At 69.9% G+C, this 18,906-nt stretch carries 17 protein-coding genes and 1 pseudogene; 11 read left to right on the top strand and 7 right to left on the bottom strand.

The window, feature by feature from the left end; translation table 11 throughout:
* Positions 1-308: 308 nt before the first annotated feature.
* On the top strand, positions 309-1,346 hold the full coding sequence (locus ACIHFD_RS12655; protein ID WP_397366923.1) for a hypothetical protein: 1,038 nt from the start codon (positions 309-311) through the stop codon (positions 1,344-1,346).
* A 393-nt stretch (positions 1,347-1,739) separates the two neighbouring features.
* Positions 1,740-2,279, top strand: coding sequence for a GNAT family N-acetyltransferase (locus ACIHFD_RS12650; protein ID WP_397366922.1), 540 nt, complete (start codon positions 1,740-1,742; stop codon positions 2,277-2,279).
* Between the two features lie 23 nt (positions 2,280-2,302).
* Here the strand turns inward: ACIHFD_RS12650 and ACIHFD_RS12645 are convergent.
* A pseudogene (locus ACIHFD_RS12645) lies at positions 2,303-3,410 on the bottom strand (IS630 family transposase).
* 227 nt (positions 3,411-3,637) lie between these two features.
* Between ACIHFD_RS12645 and ACIHFD_RS12640 the strand changes: the two are divergent.
* Positions 3,638-3,793 (top strand): hypothetical protein, encoded by a 156-nt coding sequence (locus ACIHFD_RS12640; protein WP_397366921.1) that lies wholly within the window; start codon positions 3,638-3,640, stop codon positions 3,791-3,793.
* 329 nt (positions 3,794-4,122) lie between these two features.
* Here ACIHFD_RS12640 and ACIHFD_RS12635 read toward each other — a convergent pair whose 3' ends face one another.
* Together ACIHFD_RS12635 and ACIHFD_RS12630 are read right to left on the bottom strand one after the other, a co-directional pair.
* Entirely contained in the window at positions 4,123-4,599 is a 477-nt protein-coding gene (locus ACIHFD_RS12635) for an NUDIX domain-containing protein (protein WP_397366920.1), read from the bottom strand.
* Positions 4,600-4,629: 30 nt separating this feature from the next.
* The gene (locus tag ACIHFD_RS12630; RefSeq protein ID WP_397366919.1) at positions 4,630-4,782 is read right to left on the bottom strand and encodes a hypothetical protein; all 153 of its coding nucleotides are present in this window, start codon (positions 4,780-4,782) and stop codon (positions 4,630-4,632) included.
* A gap of 109 nt (positions 4,783-4,891) precedes the next feature.
* Here ACIHFD_RS12630 and ACIHFD_RS12625 point away from each other — a divergent pair, with 109 nt between their 5' ends.
* Positions 4,892-5,149: a hypothetical protein gene (locus ACIHFD_RS12625; protein WP_397366918.1), complete on the top strand. Its 258-nt coding sequence runs from the start codon at positions 4,892-4,894 to the stop codon at positions 5,147-5,149.
* Positions 5,150-6,208: 1,059 nt separating this feature from the next.
* Positions 6,209-7,384 carry an elongation factor Tu gene (tuf, locus tag ACIHFD_RS12620; RefSeq protein WP_397366917.1) on the top strand — a complete coding sequence of 392 codons (1,176 nt, stop codon included), beginning with the start codon at positions 6,209-6,211 and terminating at the stop codon, positions 7,382-7,384.
* Between the two features lie 55 nt (positions 7,385-7,439).
* On the opposite strand, the gene ACIHFD_RS12615 is transcribed toward tuf, so the two are convergent.
* From ACIHFD_RS12615 to ACIHFD_RS12605, 3 genes are all read right to left on the bottom strand, one after another.
* On the bottom strand, positions 7,440-8,249 hold the full coding sequence (locus ACIHFD_RS12615; protein WP_397366916.1) for a class I SAM-dependent methyltransferase: 810 nt from the start codon (positions 8,247-8,249) through the stop codon (positions 7,440-7,442).
* A gap of 87 nt (positions 8,250-8,336) precedes the next feature.
* On the bottom strand, positions 8,337-11,141 hold the full coding sequence (locus ACIHFD_RS12610) for a glycoside hydrolase family 2 TIM barrel-domain containing protein (RefSeq protein ID WP_397366915.1): 2,805 nt from the start codon (positions 11,139-11,141) through the stop codon (positions 8,337-8,339).
* A gap of 80 nt (positions 11,142-11,221) precedes the next feature.
* Positions 11,222-12,370, bottom strand: coding sequence for an amidohydrolase family protein (locus ACIHFD_RS12605; protein ID WP_397366914.1), 1,149 nt, complete (start codon positions 12,368-12,370; stop codon positions 11,222-11,224).
* Between the two features lie 176 nt (positions 12,371-12,546).
* On the opposite strand from ACIHFD_RS12605, the gene ACIHFD_RS12600 reads away from it, so the two are divergent.
* The 4 genes from ACIHFD_RS12600 to ACIHFD_RS12585 are packed head-to-tail and all read left to right on the top strand — an operon-like array spanning position 12,547 to position 17,009.
* Positions 12,547-13,551: an NAD-dependent epimerase/dehydratase family protein gene (locus ACIHFD_RS12600; protein WP_397366913.1), complete on the top strand. Its 1,005-nt coding sequence runs from the start codon at positions 12,547-12,549 to the stop codon at positions 13,549-13,551.
* A complete protein-coding gene (locus ACIHFD_RS12595; protein WP_397366912.1) occupies positions 13,538-14,227 on the top strand; it encodes a PIG-L deacetylase family protein in 690 nt (229 codons plus the stop codon). Before ACIHFD_RS12600 ends, ACIHFD_RS12595 begins: the two co-directional genes overlap by 14 nt.
* Positions 14,224-15,171, top strand: coding sequence for a methionyl-tRNA formyltransferase (locus tag ACIHFD_RS12590; protein WP_397366911.1), 948 nt, complete (start codon positions 14,224-14,226; stop codon positions 15,169-15,171). Before ACIHFD_RS12595 ends, ACIHFD_RS12590 begins: the two co-directional genes overlap by 4 nt.
* Positions 15,156-17,009 carry an NAD-dependent epimerase/dehydratase family protein gene (locus ACIHFD_RS12585; RefSeq protein ID WP_397366910.1) on the top strand — a complete coding sequence of 618 codons (1,854 nt, stop codon included), beginning with the start codon at positions 15,156-15,158 and terminating at the stop codon, positions 17,007-17,009. Before ACIHFD_RS12590 ends, ACIHFD_RS12585 begins: the two co-directional genes overlap by 16 nt.
* Positions 17,010-17,147: 138 nt before the next feature.
* On the opposite strand, the gene ACIHFD_RS12580 is transcribed toward ACIHFD_RS12585, so the two are convergent.
* A complete protein-coding gene (locus ACIHFD_RS12580) occupies positions 17,148-17,750 on the bottom strand; it encodes a TetR/AcrR family transcriptional regulator (protein WP_397366909.1) in 603 nt (200 codons plus the stop codon).
* Positions 17,751-17,810: 60 nt separating this feature from the next.
* Between ACIHFD_RS12580 and ACIHFD_RS12575 the strand changes: the two genes are divergently transcribed.
* Positions 17,811-18,371 (top strand): alpha/beta fold hydrolase, encoded by a 561-nt coding sequence (locus ACIHFD_RS12575; protein WP_350727913.1) that lies wholly within the window; start codon positions 17,811-17,813, stop codon positions 18,369-18,371.
* Positions 18,368-18,889, top strand: coding sequence for an antibiotic biosynthesis monooxygenase (locus ACIHFD_RS12570; protein ID WP_397366908.1), 522 nt, complete (start codon positions 18,368-18,370; stop codon positions 18,887-18,889). The genes ACIHFD_RS12575 and ACIHFD_RS12570 overlap by 4 nt, the downstream gene beginning before the upstream one ends.
* Positions 18,890-18,906: the final 17 nt, after the last annotated feature.

Genomic DNA, 18,906 nt, shown 5'->3' with positions numbered 1-18,906 from the left:
CTGGGCTGCCTCGCTGTGCGCCCGGTTGGACGGGTGCGGGACGTGGCTGCCCATCTGACGTCTCGACCGCACCACCCTGTGCGCGGCGTCCAGGAGCACGATCCGGGCACGGGGGGACTTCAACCGCATGGTCGCCGATTTTGCCCCAGAGCGGGCTTTTAGTCGGCATTGATAACGGCCATACGCTGTTCTCCATGGCCACCGAATCGCTGGCGGCAACCGACAACCGGTGAAAGCGAAATGCAAGCGGCGGGCTACGCTCGGGCCTCATACTGAGACCACTACACCGCCCCGGCATGGAGGCCCGCATGACTCAGCCTTCTCCGCCACCACCAAGAGATTATCCTCAGCGAGCCGGGCGTGACGGAGACGTTTACCAAGCACGCCAATATCTCCCTCACAGAGGATTCGCTCGCCGGCGCTGGCTGCGCATCCTTCTCCTCATAATCTGGGCGCTGCTCAACAGTGTTGCGGTCTTCCTGACAGAAAAAATATATGACCCGGCGAATCGTCCACCCGCGGTTCAGGACATCCACATCGGTGTCACCTACTCCAGTTACCTCAATTGCCACGACGCCTGCACCACATGGTCCGGCACGGAAACAATCACCTACAAGCTGCCTTCGAAAGTTCCAGAACTGGCCAACATCGCCGGCACCTTGCTCAGGCAAGGATGGTCGAGCGCTCCAACACCAGCACAGTTCGGCGACACCCGCGCTCAGTCCTACACGCGCACAGTGAGTCTGCCTCAACCAGATACGCCCACGAGTTTCCCCGTGACGGTCACCCACCGCATACCGATCCCACCCGTGGTGGAGGGCCGAGATGCTCTCACCACCATCGCTGCGACCAAAGACAGCCTGCAACTGGTAGAAGCCACGAATGCCGGGACTCCGCGCGCCGGCCTCGGCAAGCCCATACGAGTCTTCTTCCTGCCCGAAGAGAAGTCGAAAGTCGTGCTGCGTCATCCGCGCCTCACCATTGAATCCACCACCCCGGCCTCCGAGCCCATCGTCATATCCGGCGGTCGCGAGGAACGCACCATCGACGTCAGCGAACCCGACGCCTATGACGATCACGCCATCACCGTCGACGTACGCGCAACAGCTCTACGCGAACCGACCATCGCGGCTGCGGTGTCCGCGCGCCATACCGCGTGGATTTGGCTTATCGTTCTGGCCCTACTCGGTTTGATCGCGGCCGCGCTGAGAAGAAGAGTCGACCTGAGGCTCGACCGGTTACGCATGCCGACATTCGCCTTTCGCAAGCAGGCACCCGCTGATCGAGCGACTGCCAACAGCCCTGTCGCAACACGAACGCGGCGCAAGCGCGGTAAGAAACGGTGACGCCGTTCCGACACGGCAACGAACGCACGAGCTCCGGCACTTCACCCTCGCCATGGCCTGTAGCCCCTTTCTCTACATTGCCGTCGCCACGTTTCGGTCCCCGGGAGAGTCGACGTCACGCCGACTTTCTCTCCGTCCCCCTCGATGAACGTCACCTTCAACCGGATCACCCGCAGTCTGCCGCCACCGTCCGGCAGTTCCCCTCGCTGGTAACCGGTATGACCAATCAGGGCACCAGGTCGTGGGACATCTCCCTAGTGCTCTGACCGCAGAGGTTCGCCGGGTCCGTGGTCGCTTTGTTCACCCTGGGAGCGATCTGTGTTTCTGGGTGGCGGTGTCACGCGGAAGAAAAAGTGATTGCCTCGGGGGCAGAGCCCATGTTGGCTGGGCGGCATGGCTGAACTGCGTACCGATCGCCTCATCTTGCGCCGATGGCGTGACTCCGACCTTGAACCGTGGGCGGCGATGAATGCCGATCCCGAGGTCCGGGAGCACTTGGGCGACCTGCTTACCCGCGAACAGAGCGATGCCTCCGTGGCTCGATTCCAGGCCGAGTTCGACCAGCGAGGCTACGGGTGGTGGGCGGTTGAGGTGGAGACCACGGGCGAGTTCATCGGCTTTGCAGGCTTGGATGAAGTGGACGACCACATGCCGTTCACAGGAGTGGAGATCGGCTGGCGGCTTGCCCGCTCGGCCTGGGGCCAGGGCTACGCCACCGAGGCTGCGCTGACAGTCCTGGCCCACGGCTTTGACGCTCTTGAGCTTCCTGAGATCCTCGCTGTCACAACGGCCACCAACCTTCGTTCCCAGGCGGTGATGCGCCGGATCGGCATGACCCGGGACCCGGCCGACGACTTCGACGACCCCACCGAGCCCGAAGGGCCACTGCGTCCGAACGTGCTGTACCGCATCGCCCGTAGTGCGAGGATCTGACGTTCTCCGCTGGGGTCATTTGATCAGGCTGCGACGGCGACGGGGCGTCCGCCCCAGCGGATGCCTTTCTCGCTGCGAATGCGGGCGCGTTCCCTGCGTTGGGCGGCGAGCACGTCGGGGCGGCGGGTGTGGGCGTTGCGCCGGCGCAGATAAGCGTGCAGGGCCCGGGTCTGCGCGGGATGGCTACGGTGGTTGGAGTTGGCCAGGGTGAACTGGCGCAGCGGACCGAAGGGCCTCGATCGGGTTGGCCCAGGAAGCGCAGGTTGGGGTGAAGCACAGCTCGACCTGGTTCTTCTTCGCCCAGCGGCGGACGTCCGCGCCGGTGTGGGCGGAGAGGTTGTCCAGAATGATGTAGATCGGGGCGCCGTCGGGTCGGGCGGCGCGGATCGACTTCAGCGCGGTCAGAGTGTTGGCGGTGCCTTTGCGGCGGTGGTTGACGCCCCAGAGGCGGTCGTCGCCGACGGAGTAGCTTCCGTGGAAGTAGGTGACGCCGTGAGTGCGGCGGTAGGTCGCCGGCAGGCGGTCGGGCTTGCCCTGCCTGGCCCAGCAGGAGCCCGCGGCGGGCCGGATCCCGAGCGGCCCGAACTCGTCGAAGGCCAAGCCGCGGTCGGGGAAGCGGTCCGGCACTTGCTCGATGCGGTCAAGCTTGGCGTCGCGATCCGGGTCGGGCGATTCCTTCCAGGTCTCGGTGCGCTGGGAGGTGATGCCGCGGCGCAACAGCAGGCAGCGAAACGTTTCCCGGCCGACGCGGATGATGCGGCCGTGTACCTTCCGCAGGTAAGCGGCGAGTTTGCGGATCGACCAGCGGGTGAAGGGCTGGCCGAGCTTGGTCGGGCGGGTGGCGGCCGTCCTGACAACGAAGTCCTCGTCGTCAGGGCTGAGCAGGCGGGGACGGCCTCCCGCCCACCGAGAGTCCAGACAGGCCAGACCGATCTCGTTGAACCGGTGGATCATATCCTGCACTGTCCTCGTCAGCCTGCACCAGCTAAGCGATCATCGCAACACGGTTCCCGCCCGGTGGAGGCCGGCAGCATCATCGCGCGCCGAACTCGTGCTGCCCCGCCGCACGATCTGCTGCAGCTTCTGCCCCTCCTGGTTGGTCAGTCTGCGCACACGGACAGGCTCAGCCACCGCGCCTCCAGCAGTCGAACGGCCGTCAACGGCGAACCTGTGCGGTCAGAGCACAAGCCTGGTCGGCGCAGTTCGTCCCCGGTGGCCGTATCCAAGTGCCCGCTCCGCCCGCGCGGCAGCGGCCTGACCAGGTCGGTGGCTTCGACCTTGCAGCCGACCGGCTGAGCATGGTGGGCAGCCGGTGCCCAGATGTGCGAGTTCGTGCCCTGCGCGGCACCGCCGCCCGCATGGCCGCCAGCATCCCGATCAACGACGACGTCACCCTGAACGTCGACATCAGCGTCCCCGCCGATCCTCACCGCCAGCCGTCCAGACGGGGAATCGCCCTGCATGGGTATCCGATGGAGGAGAACGAAGCGCCAGCCGCCGAGGGGCGACGATAGACCAACTCACTGTCGGCCTTCACAGTCTCTTCGCCCCTCCTTCCAGGCGACGTTCGCTCCCGGCGCGCTCGGCGGCGGCCAGGTCATCGACGCCTTCTGCGTTTCTGCGGTGATGTCTGCGGAGGGCCCGCCTCCCTTCCGAAGGCACACCAGGTCCAGCTGATCGCGCCATGCTCGGAAGCGATGTGTGCCTCAATGAGGCTTTGGGCGGCCGATCGGGATGTGTCCTCCGTTAAAACGGCGGTGCCGCAGCCGCCCTTCACTGTTCATCGGGCGGGCGCCACGTGGTCTGTCCTCGCCCCTCTCGGATCGTGGTCTCCCAGAGTTGGTTACTCAGTGGGGACAGCCCGTCCATGCTCCAGATAAACCGTCTCTCCCCGCTCACGGGCGGTGGCGGCAGCATTGATACGGCGGGCAAGACGCTCGATCAGGAGGTTGTCCGACTCATCAACGCGGTGGAACTCGTACGCGCTCAGCTCCTTGTCGGCGAACCTGATCTGTTTGATCACGTCGCTGTCGAGGGTGCCGCCGTCGAACACGAACAGGACCTTGTCCCCCTCCTGGGGATGAGGAGCCCAGTCGACCACGAGGAGACGGCCGATGGCCGGCTGAATGCCCAGCTCCTCGCGAACCTCACGAACGCACGCCTGATGCGGCGTCTCTCCCGGCTCAACATATCCGCCGGGGATGTCCATGTAGGACTTGTACGTTGGCCGGACAAGCAGCACATGGCCGGCCTCGTCAAAGAACAGCGCACCTGCGGCGGCGCGCGCCTGGGCGAACGGCACGGTCCCCTGATCGCTCACGACCTCGACTTTACGCGACCGCGGCCGCTCTCATACGATGTGCAGCCGCCGGGCAAGAGCAGCAAGTTGGAAGCTGGGCTTGCCTTTCTGACGTCTGATCCACGACATCGTGAGCTGGCGACTGAGGTAGTGATGACGCACCTGCTCGGGCGCGATCGTCTCAGCCTCCAGCAACGCCGCCATGGCGGCGTCGGTACGGTTCCACAGGTCGGCTGAGCCGCGACCCCGGAAAGAAATTCCGGCTGCCGACGAGCTGGCCGAAGCCCTCAGGGCCCTGGGCATCCCCACAGACGTGCACGACGGCTACGGCCTGACCTTGGTATCCGTCTGGATCGGGCTGGTCGTCTGGTGCGACGGTGAATCGTTCTGGTGGCGCTCAGGCTGGGACGAGCGCCGCAAGCGCGTCATCTACGCCCGCCACCCCACCATCGACCCAGCCCGGGCGGCTCAACGCGTCGCCTTCCGGTACGCCGACCTCCGGAGGAACCCGCCGGAGCCAGAAGCAGTCAAAGATCTGCTCCCCGCCGACGCGAAGGACACCCGACTGTGAAACTGCCACTGCGAACAGCCGGTTGCCGAGCCGAGGTCGTCGAACTGCTTCACAGCCCCATCAACACACGAAACGCCGGCATTTGGCTTATCGGCGAACGCGGAAGGGTGATCGCCACACTCCGCAACGGCACCCTCGCCCTTCTCGAACTGGATGGCAGCCCGAACGACCTGCTCGGCAGGGTTCGAAGGTGGTCCTTCCATTGGGATGATCTACTTGTTCATCCCAGTGAGTCCAAGGCGGATGAGAACATCTTCTGCTTCCGCCTGGGGCTCTCAGGCTATGACCGAGAGGCCGTTCAACATGCCGTCCCATCGGACGCGGAGCGAGCCTTGTGCGGACAGAATGCATACCCCCTTCCGGTCTGCGGTTGGTCATTGCCATTTCGAGTAACGAGCCCACGCGCCTGCGCCGGTTGCGCTCAACTGGCGCGATAGATTTGCTCACCAAGCTATGACCTCCTCGATCTCGTGCCCGTCGTAGGTAAGACCACTTGGAATCAGCCGATCAGGACAACGGTCCACGCCATCTGGCCTTGGTAGCCGTACAGGATCGGGCGTCTCCGGGCGAGGACTGTCCTGGATTCCGTTTCGGCCTCCAGAAAGCCCGAAAGGCATGCCGGTCCGGGGTGGGTGTCAGTCGGCCCACCGCCTCGTCGGTCAACGGGTGGGCCCGCGATGGCGCCGGAGGCGCGGGGGTGCGCCGTCAGGCGCCTTGGTAAGGACGCCTGAGCCCCATGGCGCGAAGCGCCGCCTTGGCGAAGACCTTTGACCGGGGCGGGCTCCAGCAGGCAGGCCATCCAGATGGGCAACGGGAGGGTGGCAACGGTCCACCTACCCCTGGGAATATTCGGTTGCGGTCGCGTGCTGTGGATCGCACTATGTTCCTCATGTTCCTGCACGCTCTCCCTGTGACGCCCGCGGTGCCGGGCGTGCTTGAGCGTGCCTGCGACGGCCTGGAGCGTTGACCTCTTCCCGTGAGTCCTGAGGTGACCCGGCGGGGGGAGGTTGTCGGCCCCGAGTACGGGTCACACGGAAACCAGGTCTCAAGGAAGGAACCATGGCCAAGCAGGCCTACGTACGGAACAAGCCGCATCTCAACATCGGCACGATGGGGCACGTCGACCACGGCAAGACCACGCTGACCGCCGCCATCACGAAGGTGCTGGCGCAGCGCGGGCAGGCCACGTACACGCCGTTCGAGCGGATCGACCGCACGCCCGAGGAGGCGCGGCGCGGGATCACGATCAACATCTCGCACGTCGAGTACGAGACCGCCACCCGCCACTACGCGCACGTGGACATGCCCGGGCACGCCGACTACGTGAAGAACATGATCACGGGGGCGGCGCAGCTGGACGGCGCGATCCTCGTCGTGTCCGCGCACGACGGGATCATGCCGCAGACCAGGGAGCACGTGCTGCTCGCCAGGCGGGTCGGCGTCGAGCACCTGGTCGTGGCCGTCAACAAGGCTGACGGCGCGGACCCGGAGCTGACCGACCTGGTCGAGCTGGAGCTGCAGGAGCTGCTGGCCGAGCACGGCTACGACGGCGTCCCGATGGTGCGGGTGTCCGGGCTGCGGGCGCTGGAGGGCGACCCGGTCTGGATCGCGTCGATCGAGGCGCTGCTCCAGGCGGTGGACGAGCACATCCCCGTGCCGGTGCGGTACGTGGACGCGCCGTTCCTCATGCCGGTCGAGAACGTGCTCACGGTCACCGGCCGGGGCACGGTCGTCACCGGGGCCATCGAGCGCGGCACCGTCCGGGTCGGTGACTCGGTGGAGGCGGTCGGGTTCGGTGAGGCGTTCGGCGCCGTCGTCACGGGCGTGGAGACGTTCGGCAAGACGATGGAGCGGGGCGAGGCCGGTGACAACGCGGCCGTGCTGCTGCGCGGGATCCGCCGCGAGCAGGTACGGCGTGGCATGGTGCTGGCGGCGCCCGGCAGCCAGCGCGCCCACCGGTCCTTCACCGCCCGCGTGTACCTCCTGACCGCGGAGGAGGGCGGGCGGCGCAAGCCGATCGCGTCCGGCTACCGGCCGCAGTTCTACCTGCGGACGACGGACGTGCCCGGGGAGCTGACGCTCAGCGGCGCCGTCGCCGCCCAGCCGGGTGACACGGTGGACGTGGCGGTCGAGCTGGGCAAGGCGGTCGCGCTGGAGCCCGGGCTCGGCTTCGCCATCCGCGAGGGCGGGCTGACGGTCGGCGCGGGCACGATCCTCACCGTGCCCGACGCCTGACCGGCCCCGGAAGGGAGCGCCCGGCCCCGGAAGCAGAAGGGCCGGGCGCGTCCGATCAGGGGCGGGAGCCCGTCGCGAAGCGGACCGTGCGGGGAAGCACGAAGCGGTCCTGGGGGAGCGCCGCCTCCAGGGCCGCCCGGGCCTCCTCACGCAGATGCTCCGGGATCGCCTCCAGCGGGGCCCTGCGGGCGGCCGACCAGAGCCAGTCCCACACCTGCCCCGCCTCGACGGCCACCTCGAACACCACGTCCTCGTGCCGGACCCCGCCCAGCCCGCCCGCCTCGAACAGCCCGGTCAGCTCTTCGGCCGAGCCCAGCGTATGGCTGAACGGTGCGCCGCCCGCCCCCGACGTGTACGGCTCCAGCGCCCGCCCGACCAGGCCGAGCAGCTCGACCTCGACCGGGCTCGACCGCACCAGCAGGCTGGCCGACAACCGGCCCCCGGACCGCAGCAGCCCGGTCATGGAGCGTACGGCGGCCAGCGGGTCGGGCAGGAAGTACAGCATCATCCCGGCCAGCACGACATCGAACCGCTCGCCGGGCAGCAGTTCCTCGGCCCGCTCCGCGTCGCCCAGCAGGACGGTCGCGTGGCTCAGGCCGTACCGCTCGATCTCGGCCGTGGCGGCGGCGACCATGCCGGGCGCGAGGTCCAGCCCGACCACCCGCCCCGTGGGACCGACGGCCTGGGCCGCGGGCACGAGCGAGGCGCCCGTCCCGCAGCCGGCGTCCAGGACGCGGTCGCCCGGCCCGGGCGTGGCCTGGCGTACCAGCTCGGCGGCCACGGGCGCGAAGAACGGCACCCCCACCTGCTCGTACGTCCCGGACGCGCGGTCGAACACACCGGCCAGGTACTCCTTGGCATCCATCACATTCCTCCCGTTGAACGTCAGTGAACGGTCAGCACGAAGGCTGCGCGGCCCCGGAGAGGGGCCGCGCATGATCAGATCCGTCGGTCAGCTGGGCTCGAAGCGGAGCCTGAACGTCGCCCGCCCGGCCCTGAGGTCGTAGACGGGAAGGGCGCCGGGCCCGCAGGTGGCGGTGCCGATGCCCTGCTGGGCCAGGTCGAGGCCCAGGTGCACGCGCTCTCCCGGCACCAGGTCCGGCCGGTGCCGCGCCCGGTCCAGGTCGAAGGCGCTCCACGGCCGCGCGGTCAGCCCGAACACCGGGAACCCGCGCACCGTGAAGGCGCCGAAGTCGGCCCAGCGTACGTCGGCCCGGTGGCCGTTCTCCTGCGGGAACACGTACGGCGTCTGGAACTCGTCGAGGCTCGCCCGCCAGCGGCCGACCCTGGCGGCCATCCCGGTGTCCGGGTACGCCTCGCCCGGCCCCCTGCCGAACCAGGTGACGTGCTCGACCGCACCCGCGGGCAGCGACATGTCCAGCCCGAGGCGCGGGATGGGGTCGGCCCAGTCGCCCTCCGGCTCCACGTCCACCCTCAACTCCAGGCCGCCGTCCGAGGCCGTCCAGGTGTAGGTGGCGCGCATGCCGGCGTCGGTCGCGGCCGGCGCCACCCGCGTGCGCACGGTCAGCGCGTCGCCGATCTCGACCTCGTCCACGCGGTGGGTGAGGCGGTGCAGGCCGAGCCCACGCCACTTGCCGGCCAGCCCGCCGTAGGTGTCGTTGTCGGTCGGAGCCCGCCACAGGCCGAGCCGCGGCCCCTCCACCTCCACGCCGAACAGCCTGACCAGGCGCCCGGTCTCCAGGTCGAAGGCCGAGTCCCCCGCGGAACCCACGGAGATCTCGCCGCCGTCGCGGACCAGCCCGGCGCTCCACGTCGCGGGCGCGCCCTCGACGGCCTCGCCGATGAGCGGCGACAGGAGCGCCTGGCCCCAGGCCACCTCGTGGCCCGCCCCGGCCCACGGCTGGTCGGCCGCCAGCACCGCGCGTACGGTGAGCCACACCTCGGAGCCCGAGTCCAGGCCGGGTGCGGAGGGCAGCTTGACCTCGCCGCCCTCGGCGGGCACGGTCAGCCGGTGCTCGGCGACCGTCTCCCCGTCCGCCTCCACCGTGGCCAGGAACTCCAGGTGCGACAGGTCGGCGAAACCGTGGCCGTTGACGACGTGCACCACGCCGTCCCCGAACTCGAACCGGACCGGCTCGAACACCTTCTTCAGGTCGATCAGCCCGGGCGACGGCGTGCGGTCGGGGAAGACGAGACCGTCGATGACGAAGTTCGAGTCGTGCACGGGCTCGCCGTAGTCGCCGCCGTACGCGTACTCGTACTCCGGATGCGCGAGCCCGTGGTCGATCCACTCCCAGATGAACCCGCCGGCCAGCCGCGGATACTTCTCGAACAGCTCCTGGTACTCGGCCAGCCCGCCGGGCCCGTTGCCCATGGCGTGGGCGTACTCGCACTGCATGAACGGCATGCCGCGGCGCCGCGCGTCCAGCTCGGGGTCGTCCAGCGGCGCCTCCTCCTGCCGCCCGATGAGCTCGACCTCGGCGTGCGAGGCGTACATGCGGGAGTAGACGTCCGTGTGCGCGCAGGACCGGTCGCCCTCGTAGTGGATCGGGCGGGACGGGTCGCGCTCGCGGGTCCAGTCGGACATGACGGCCAAATTCCTGCCGACGCCCGCCTCGTTGCCGAGCGACCACATGATGATGCTGGGGTGGTTCTTGTCGCGTTCGACCATGCGGCGCATGCGGTCGAGCAGCGCGTCGGCGTAGCGGGGGTCGTCGGTGGGGTTGCCGCGCCAGCCGATCATGCCGAAGCCGTGGGTCTCGAGGTCGCACTCGTCGATGACCCAAAGGCCCAGCTCGTCGCACAGGTCGAGGAAGTCGGGGTGGGGCGGGTAGTGGCTGGTCCGGACGGCGTTGACGTTGTGCCGCTTCATCAGCAGCACGTCCTCGCGCATCGTCTCGTACGTCAGCGTACGACCGCTCTCCGGATGGAACTCGTGCCGGTTCACGCCCTTGAACAGCAGCGGGCGGCCGTTGGCCAGGAGCACGCCGTCCACGATGGAGATCGTGCGGAAGCCGACGCGCAGCCGTACCGTCTCCTCGGGGAGGGTGAGGACGGCGTCGTACAGGCGGGGCGTCTCGGCCGTCCACGGCTCCACCTCCAGCGTCACCTCCGCCCCGGGCGCGAGGTCGGCGACGCCGAGCTCGGGGACGCTCAGCGTGCCCGAGCCCTCGAAGCCGAGCGTGCCGCGCCCGTCCGCGTAGGAGGCGCGCACGAAGACGTCGGCGGTGGAGCGGGTGAGGGTGACGTCCCGGAAGATGCCCGGCAGCCACCACATGTCCTGGTCCTCGAGGTAGCTGGCGGCCGACCACTGGTGCACGCGGACGGCCAGCACGTTGCGTCCCGGCCGCAGGTACGGCCCCGCGTCGAACTCGGCGGGCAGCCTGCTGCCGGTCCAGAAGCCCAGCTCGTGGCCGTTGAGCCAGACCCTGGCGAAGGAGTCGGCGCCCTCGAACCGCAGCCGGCCGCCCGTCCACCCCTCCGGCAGGTCGAACACGCGGCGGTAGTCGCCCGTCGGGTTCTCGTCCGGGACCCGGGGCGGGTCGACGGGGATCGGGAAGTCGACGTTGGTGTACGCGGGCGCGCCGTGCCCGTGCAGGTTCCAGTGGGACGGGACCGGGAGCTCGTCCCAGCCGGCGTCGTCGAAGGCCGGCTGGGCGAAGTCGTCCGGGACGTTCGCGGTGGGTGAGAGGCGGAAGCGCCACGTGCCGTTGAGGTCGAGGGCGGGCGCGTCAGAGCGGAGTGCTGCCCGGGGTTCGAGCAGTCCCGAACCGGGGGAGAAAGTTTCGAGATCCATCGCGGTCGAGCCTAGAGGTTAGAGATGGTTTCGTCATCGATGAGTTTTCTGTCCACACATGGGCGGAACATCGTTCGCCTTCACCCTCCGAGGTCATAGACGCGGTGGGCGTTCTCCGCGCCCACCATCCAGGCCACCCGCATCGCCTGCTCCACCGACCACTCCCCCTCGGCCACGAACCCGCCGACCACCCGCGCCATCGCCCGCCGCCACAGCAGCGCCCCGAGATAGTGCAGCTCGGCCGGGCCGAAGCCGTCGGAGGAGAAGAGCAGCTTCGCGAACGGCGCAACCTCCAGGCTCTCTGCCACCAGCGCCACGCTGCGCGCGCCGGTGTAGCTCACGCCCAGCCCCACGTCGAAGAACACGTTCGGGTACGCGTGCGCCAGCAGCCCCGCGTGCCGCTGGTACGGGTAGCAGTGCAGCAACAGCAGCGGCACCCCGGTCGGCTCGGCCAGCTCGATGAGCCCGCGCAGCAGCAGCGGGTCCGACCGGCGCAGGTCCACGTCCGGGTCCCCGAACCCGATGTGGAACTGCAGCGGCAGACCCCGCTCCAGCCCCGTCCAGATGAGATGGCGCAGCAGCACGGGATCGGACAGCCGCCCGCCCCCGGCGGACAACCAGCGCCCGGCGGCCTCCGTGATCTCCTCGCGCGTGGGCGGCGCGGGGTCGAAGTCGAGCCCGCAGCGGTAGGCGGCGATGCTCTTGAGCCCGCGCGCCGTACGCGTGCGCTCCCACAGCGCCTCGGCGAACCGGTCGGCGAACGCGCCCGCCCCGCACCCGCCGGCGGCCACCTGCTCGGCCACGGCCTCTAGCCGCACCACCTCGTCGGCCGGCACGCCGGTGACCTCCGCCATGCCGGAGGGCCCGAGCAGCTCCTCACCCCGGTGGCCGGTCTCGACCAGGAAGTGCCCGATGCCGCTCGCGCCCAGCAGCAGCCGGTTGGTCTCGTCGGCGCCGAGCCGGGCGCGCCTGGCCAGGTATTCCTCCGGCGTGCAGTACGGGTCGAGGCCGAGCACCGGCGCGCAGTGCCGCAGGATGGCGTGGCCGACCTGGGAGTCGAACGGGGTCATCCACGACGGCACCGGCCGGTCGGACTCGGTGATCAGCTCCTCGAACGCCCGGCGCGACAGGTCGTGGGGCGTGACGCCGTGCACGTGGTGGTCCACCAGCGCCATCTCCTCGATGGCCCGCACGAAGCCGGCGGGCATGAGGTCGAGCTCACTGGACATCGGCGGTGTCTCCCCAGGTCTCCCTACCCGGTCAGGATAGGGAGCTACCCGCGTCAGGAGGGGTTCACGCGCTGCGGTGAAAAGTTGTGGCCATGGGTGACAAGACAGACGAAAACTGTTTTAATCCCGCCTAGGTCCCAGTATGACCGTTTTCCTCGAGCGGGAAAGGCGGGTCCGTGCGAGTACCAGGTGGCGAAGTAGTCATCACCGGCGGTCTCGGATTCATCGGCTCACATCTGGTGGACGCCTACCTCGCGGCGGGCCACCGCGTACGGATCATCGACTCCAACGCCGGAGCGGTCGTGGACGGCGAGGACTACGACACCGACCCGCGCTGCACGGTCATCAGGCAGCGCGTGGAGGAACACCTGGCCTCCGGCGGCGACTTCGCGGGCGTGGACCGCGTCATCCACGCGGCCTCCTACGTGGGCCCGGCCAGCATCCTGTCGCGGTCGGGGCGGCTCGGGCACGACATCATCGGCAGCACCGCGCCGGTCATCGAGGCGTGCGCCGCCGCCGGGGTGCCGCTGTGCATGTTCAGCTCGGCCGAGGTGTACGGGCGCAGCGGCGTGCTCGACGAGAAGGACGACATCGTCGTGCCGACCCAGTACAACACGCGCATCGAGTACGCCGTCGCCAAGACGCTGGCCGAGGCCATGGTCTGCAACAGCCGGCAGTACGGGTTACGCGGCATCGTCATCCGGCCCTTCAACGTGGCGGGCGCGCGGCAGTCGCGGGCGGGCGGGTTCGTGATGCCCACGTTCGTGCAGCAGGCCCTGGCCGGGCGGCCGATCACGGTGTTCGCGGGCGGGGAGCAGGTCAGGGCGTTCATCGCGGCCAGTGACCTGACGGCGTTCCTCACCGGCTTCATGGACGCGGCGCTGGACGGCGACGACGTCATCATCAACGTCGGCAACCCGGCCAACGCCGTCACCGTCATGGAGCTCGCCGAACGCGTCAAGGCCCTGCTCGGCAGCCCCTCCCCCATCGTCGGCGTGGACGGCCGGACCGTGCACGGGCCGCACTACGCCGAGGCGGAGTCCTTCCACAAGATCCCGGCGCTCAGGACGGCCACCGACCTGGGCTGGCGGCCCCGCGTCACCCTCGACGAGCTCATCATGGCCACCGCCGACTACTACCGCGCCCGCGAGGACCGAAGGGCAGTGAATGCGCCGCTTTGACCGCGTCCTGGTGATCTCCCCCCACGCCGACGACGAGGTCCTGGGCTGTGCCGGCCTGATGGCCGCGCAGGCCGAGCTCGGTGCCGAGGTGCACGTCCTGTACCTGGCGGTGGACGGCATGAGCCACTACGGGCTGGCCGGCGCCACGACCTACCGGCAGCGGCTGGACGAGATCGAGGCCGTGCGGAGCCTGCTCGGCTTCACCTTCGAGATCGCCTACGGGGACCGCGGGCTGACCGAGCGGCTCGACACGCTGCCGCGCCGGGAGCTGGTGGACCTGTTCGAGCACGCCCTGAACGAACGGCGGCCCGACCTGCTGCTCCTGCCCAGCTTCGCCGACTACGACCAGGACCACTGCGCGGTCTTCGACGCCGGGTTCGCCGCCGCCCGGCCGATCGCGCAGCAGTTCGGCAAGTGGCTGGTGCCGAACGTCTTCATGTACGAGATGTCGAAGATCCAGTGGGCGTCCGAGCCGATGCCCCGCTCGACGGCTTACTGCGATATATCCGCTTATATGGGCGCGAAGCTTGAGGCGTTGCGGGCGTACGAGAGCCAGCACCGGCCCTCACCGCACATCAGGAGCGAGGATTCGGTGACGGCGCTGGCCACGTTACGCGGAGCGGAGATCGGCGTCACCCGCGCGGAGGCGTTCGGGGTGCTGAGGGAGGTCCTGTGAAGACGTTCGCGTTCGCCACCGGGATGGAGTTCGCCGCGCCGGCGGTGGACGTGCTGGTGGCGCAGGGCACCCCGCCGTCGCTGCTGATCGGCTACCCACCCGCGCTGCAGCACCGCTCCGGGTTCGCGCCGCTGCGGGAGGCGTCCGAGAAGCACGGCATACCGCTGCTGGAGACGTCCGACATCAACGACGGGCAGGCGTACGAGCTGGTCAAGGACATGGACCTGTTCGTGATCGCGGGATGGTCGCAGCTGGTGCGCGAGCCCCTGCTGTCGGCGTGCCCCCTGGGGTCCATCGGGCTGCATCCCACGCGGCTGCCCGAAGGACGGGGGCGGGCCGCGCTGCCGTGGACGATCATCAAGCGGCTGGAGACGAGCGCGGTCAGCCTGTTCTTCCTGGACGAGGGGGCCGACACCGGGGACCTGATCGCGCAGCGGGAGTTCACGGTGAGCCGGCGCGACGACGTCGGCGCCGTCTACCGCAAGGTCACCGAGATCAACGTGGACCTGTTGGCGACCTACATCCCGCTGCTGCTGGAGGGCCGCGTGGTGGCGCGCCCGCAGGGGCCCGGCGGGTCGTGGTGGGAGAAGCGGCGGCCCGAGGACGGGCTGATCGACTGGTCCCGGCCCGCCTCCGACCTCTACGACTGGGTACGCGCGCTGGCCCCGCCCTATCCGGGGGCGTTCACGTCCGTCTCCGGGCGGCGGCTGTACGTCCACAGCGCAGATCTCATTGGGGCAGACCTCATCGAGCACGGCGGGGCGGATCCGGCCGGGACCGTGCTCGCTCCCGTGTGGTCGACCGGGACCGGCGGCGTGCTGGTGGCCTGCGGGTCGGGGCTGCTGGTGGTACGTGACGTGCGGTGGGAGGACGGGGACCGGCGCGACGCCCTGGACCTCGTCGAGTCGGGCGAGCTCACGGTAGGCGCATGCCTGGGGACGTGAACCGGGGCGTGCGGCTGAGCGGGGCCGTGATGGCGCATCCCCAGCGCAGGGAGGCGGCCGCGCGACTGGCCGGGGGCGTGCTCGACGTCGTCACCGACCCCGATCCGGGCGGCCGGCCCTCGGCGTTCCGCACCTCGCTGCTGGCGTGGTCGAGCATCCCCGGCGACTCCACCCACCACTTCCTCCTGCACGACGACATGGTGCTCTCCAGCACGTTCTTCCAACGGGCCGAGCGCGCCGCCCGCGCCATGCCGCACGCCGCGCTCGCCCTGTTCGCGTTCTGGAACTCGCGCAACGGCGCCGCCGTACGCCAGGGGGCGCTGGCCGGGGCGCGGTGGGTGGCGGGGGCGGGCGAGTACACGCCGGTGGCCGCCCTGCTGCTGCCCAAGGAGGTCGCCGAGGGGTACGTGGAGTGGGCCGCGGGCCGGGGCGACACATGGCCCGACGATGTGCTCATGGGGCGGTACCTGCGGCAGGCCAGGGTGCCGGTGTTCGTGGCGGTGCCCAGTCTGGCCGAGCACGAGGACCTGGCGAGCCTGGTGGACAACGACTTCCAGGGGGTGCGCCGCTCGCCGTGCTTCTTCACCGACGACCCGCCGGCGGGGCTGGGCGAGGACGCCGTGCTGGACGATCTGCCGGTGATCCCGTTCTTCAAGCGGGGCGTCGCGCAGTGCGCCGTACGGGTGCCGGGGTCGGGGCGGTGGCGGGACCTGCGGTGCGAGGACTATCTGGCCGGCCTGGGGATCGACGCGGGCGCGCTGGTGGCGCGGGCGGGCGCGGGGGCGCATGGGGCGCTGTGGCTGACGGCGTACACGATGGGGGTCGTGCATCGGGGACGCGGGCTGGGGGACGCTCGGGTCGTGGACGAGGCGCTGGCCACGATGGGGCCGGGCGGGTTGTGCCACGAGTTCTCGGGGCGGGAGCTGGGGCGGCTGTCGGCGGAGCTGCACGAGGTGGCGCGGGCGGGCCTGGAGGCGGGCCTGCACGACGCGGCGCGGCCGGCCCCGGAGGCGAGCCTGGGAACGGGCCCGGCGGGCCGCCCGCCGCACGCCGTACCCTCGCCGCCCCCTGTGCCCTTGATCGCGGCCCTGGGACCGTCTGCGACGGTGGCCGTGAGCGGTGCCGAGACGTTCGTCCGGGAGCACCTGGCGCACGCGCTCGCCGACCGGGGCCTCCGTCTCGCCGCCGGTGACTCCGGCGTGCCCGTGGTGCACGTGTGCGCCCTCGGCTGGTCCCCCGACGCCGACCCGGAGGAGGAGCTGCGGCTCGCGCGGGCGGCCTTCGCGGGCGGGCGGGGCGGGGTGCTGCTCAGCTCGGTCCACGTCTACCCGCAGCGGAAGTGGGTGGACGAGGAGACACCCGTGTCGCCCGCCGCCACGCCGTTGTCGCGGGCCCTGCTGGAGGTGGAGGCGGCCGCGCCGGGAGCGGTGGTGCTGCGGCTGGGCGCGCCGTACGGGCCCGGCATGCCGCAGGGCGGGCCGGTGGCGGACCTGGTGCTGCGGTCGTCGCTCAACCGTCCCGCGCCTGTCTCCGGGCGTCCGGTGCAGCTGGTGCACGTACAGGACGTCGCCGGGGCGGTGCTGGCCGCGCTGGAACGGGGGGTTGCGGGGCGCGTGTACAACATCGCCGGCCGGAAGCGGCTGCGCATGGGTGAGCTGGCCGAGGCGGTGTCCAAGGCGGTGCGACCGATGGACGTCGAGACGTCCGACGAGCCGCCCGGGCCGCTGGTGAACGTCGAGCGGGCGGAGGTCGAGCTGGGGTGGCGAGAGGGTGTGACGCCGGACTACGGGCTGCACACGTTCGCGCAGTGGCTGGCCTACGAAAGCGACCGCCCTTAGGCGGGGATCGCTCCGCCGGGCAAGTGGCCCGCCGCCAAGCGGACCATGGCGCCCTCGATCACCGAAGATGAACTCGGTGCCGTAACGAGGCGGACGGCCGCTGGTCCCCGGCACCCGCGCTGGAGCAAGCTGACCTTGTCATTCAACCTCTGACCCTTGTGTCCGTCCGAGTCCCCTGATCAGTCGGGTCACGTGGGCCGCCGCGTCGGTGGGATCGAGTGGTTCGTGTTCCACGAGCAGCCGGTACCAGAACGGTCCGAAGATCAGGTCCGTCGCGTGGCCGATGTCCAGGCCGGGGTCGAGTTCGCCGCGTTCGATGCCTCGTTCCAGGAGGTGGGCCACGATCGCGCGGCGGCTGTTCACCCAGGCGCGGAACGGTTCGCGGAAGTCCTCGTCGAGTTGGGCTTCGGCCATCAGCCCGCGCAGCGTGCGGACGCGCAGTGGATGCTTCACCACCCGATAGAGCTCGGTGACGAAAACGGTGAGATCGCTCTGCACCGATCCGGCGTCGGGCTCGGGCATCCGCCGGTCGACGGTCTGGGTATAGGCCTCCATCACCAGCTCGGGCCGGGAGCGCCACCACCGGTAGATGGTGCTTTTGGCGACCCCGGAACGCGCGGCGATCTTCTCGATGGTCAGGGCCTGGTAGCCGTGCTCCTCCAGCAGCTCGGCGGCGGCGGCCAGTACCGCCTGGTGGGCCTCGGGGCTGCGGGTGCGCCCGCCCCTGCGCTCGGTTGACATGGAGATCACCGTAGCCTACGTTTCAATCGAAACGAAACGTAGCGATTCGATTGGAATCCCATGAGCCGTGTCGTCATCTCGCACGAATACGCCAGTTCCCCCGGCCAGGCGTGGTACGACCACCTGGCCGCCGAACTGAGCCCCCACGACGTGCGGGTCCCGCAGATGCCCGACCCTGAGGCGCCACAGCCCGAACCCTGGCTCAAGGCCGTGACCGCCGAGGTGAACGACCCTCGCGACACCGTCCTGGTCGGGCACAGCTTGGGCGGCGTCAACCTGCTCCGCCTGCTACAGCAGCACGACGTCGGCCGCGAGGGCCCCTACGCCGGCGTCGTGCTGGTCGCCTCCATGGCCCACGAGGTCGGCTACGACCAGCTCGCCCCGTTCTTCCAGGATGGCTTCGACTGGGACCGCATCCGGCGCGCCGCCGGGCAGTTCCGGGTGCTGGTCGCCATCGACGACCCGGTGCTCACGCCCGACCCCCTCGAGCATGTGCGGCTGTTCGCCGAACACCTGGGCGCCAAGGCCCTGGTCACCCCCGATGGCGTCCACTTCAGCCGGCTCCAGGATCGGCGCGAGCTGCACGAGGCCGTCACCCTGGTCACCGACCTGCTGCCATGATCGTCCTGGTCACCCGACGTGTGCGGGCAGGCAGAGAGCAGGAGTTCGAGGCCTTCCTCGAACGCGTCCGCTCCTTGGCCGCCGCGCACGGCAGTCAGGGCATGACGGTCATCCCCCCGTCCGAGGGAAGCGGCGAGTACGCGATCGTCTACCGCTTCGCCGATGCCGGGCAACTGGCCGCCTGGAGATCCTCACCCGACCGCGCCGCCCTGATCGCCGAGTCGGCCGACCTGGTCGACTCGCCGCCCCTCGAACGCGACCTGACCGGTCTCGACGGCTGGTTCGCACCCACCGACGGCCAGGTCGTACGCCCGCCCGCCCGCTGGAAGACCTGGCTCATCACCCTCACGGCCCTCTACATCCTGCTGCTCACCATCACCACCATCGCCGAACCGCTCCTGTCCCCGCTCACACCACCGCTGCGGTTCGCGCTGCTCCTGCCCGTCCTCACCGCACTCATGACCTGGATCGTCATGCCAAGACTCAGCCGTCTCCTGGCCTCCTGGCTGTACGACTGAGCTTGGCGGACTCCTCC

The organism is Nonomuraea sp. NPDC051941 (genome assembly GCF_044593615.1).
Note: the sequence above shows the minus strand (reverse complement) of the source record. Positions and strands in the feature narration are given on the sequence as shown.

Coding starts and splice junctions, on each gene's coding strand:
- ACIHFD_RS12655 (WP_397366923.1), top strand. CDS start 309: ATGACTCAGCCTTCTCCGCCACCACCAAGAGATTATCCTCAGCGAGCC.
- ACIHFD_RS12650 (WP_397366922.1), top strand. CDS start 1,740: ATGGCTGAACTGCGTACCGATCGCCTCATCTTGCGCCGATGGCGTGAC.
- ACIHFD_RS12640 (WP_397366921.1), top strand. CDS start 3,638: ATGGCCGCCAGCATCCCGATCAACGACGACGTCACCCTGAACGTCGAC.
- ACIHFD_RS12630 (WP_397366919.1), bottom strand. CDS start 4,782: ATGGCGGCGTTGCTGGAGGCTGAGACGATCGCGCCCGAGCAGGTGCGT.
- tuf (WP_397366917.1), top strand. CDS start 6,209: ATGGCCAAGCAGGCCTACGTACGGAACAAGCCGCATCTCAACATCGGC.
- ACIHFD_RS12615 (WP_397366916.1), bottom strand. CDS start 8,249: ATGGATGCCAAGGAGTACCTGGCCGGTGTGTTCGACCGCGCGTCCGGG.
- ACIHFD_RS12610 (WP_397366915.1), bottom strand. CDS start 11,141: ATGGATCTCGAAACTTTCTCCCCCGGTTCGGGACTGCTCGAACCCCGG.
- ACIHFD_RS12605 (WP_397366914.1), bottom strand. CDS start 12,370: ATGTCCAGTGAGCTCGACCTCATGCCCGCCGGCTTCGTGCGGGCCATC.
- ACIHFD_RS12595 (WP_397366912.1), top strand. CDS start 13,538: ATGCGCCGCTTTGACCGCGTCCTGGTGATCTCCCCCCACGCCGACGAC.
- ACIHFD_RS12585 (WP_397366910.1), top strand. CDS start 15,156: ATGCCTGGGGACGTGAACCGGGGCGTGCGGCTGAGCGGGGCCGTGATG.
- ACIHFD_RS12580 (WP_397366909.1), bottom strand. CDS start 17,750: ATGTCAACCGAGCGCAGGGGCGGGCGCACCCGCAGCCCCGAGGCCCAC.
- ACIHFD_RS12575 (WP_350727913.1), top strand. CDS start 17,811: ATGAGCCGTGTCGTCATCTCGCACGAATACGCCAGTTCCCCCGGCCAG.
- ACIHFD_RS12570 (WP_397366908.1), top strand. CDS start 18,368: ATGATCGTCCTGGTCACCCGACGTGTGCGGGCAGGCAGAGAGCAGGAG.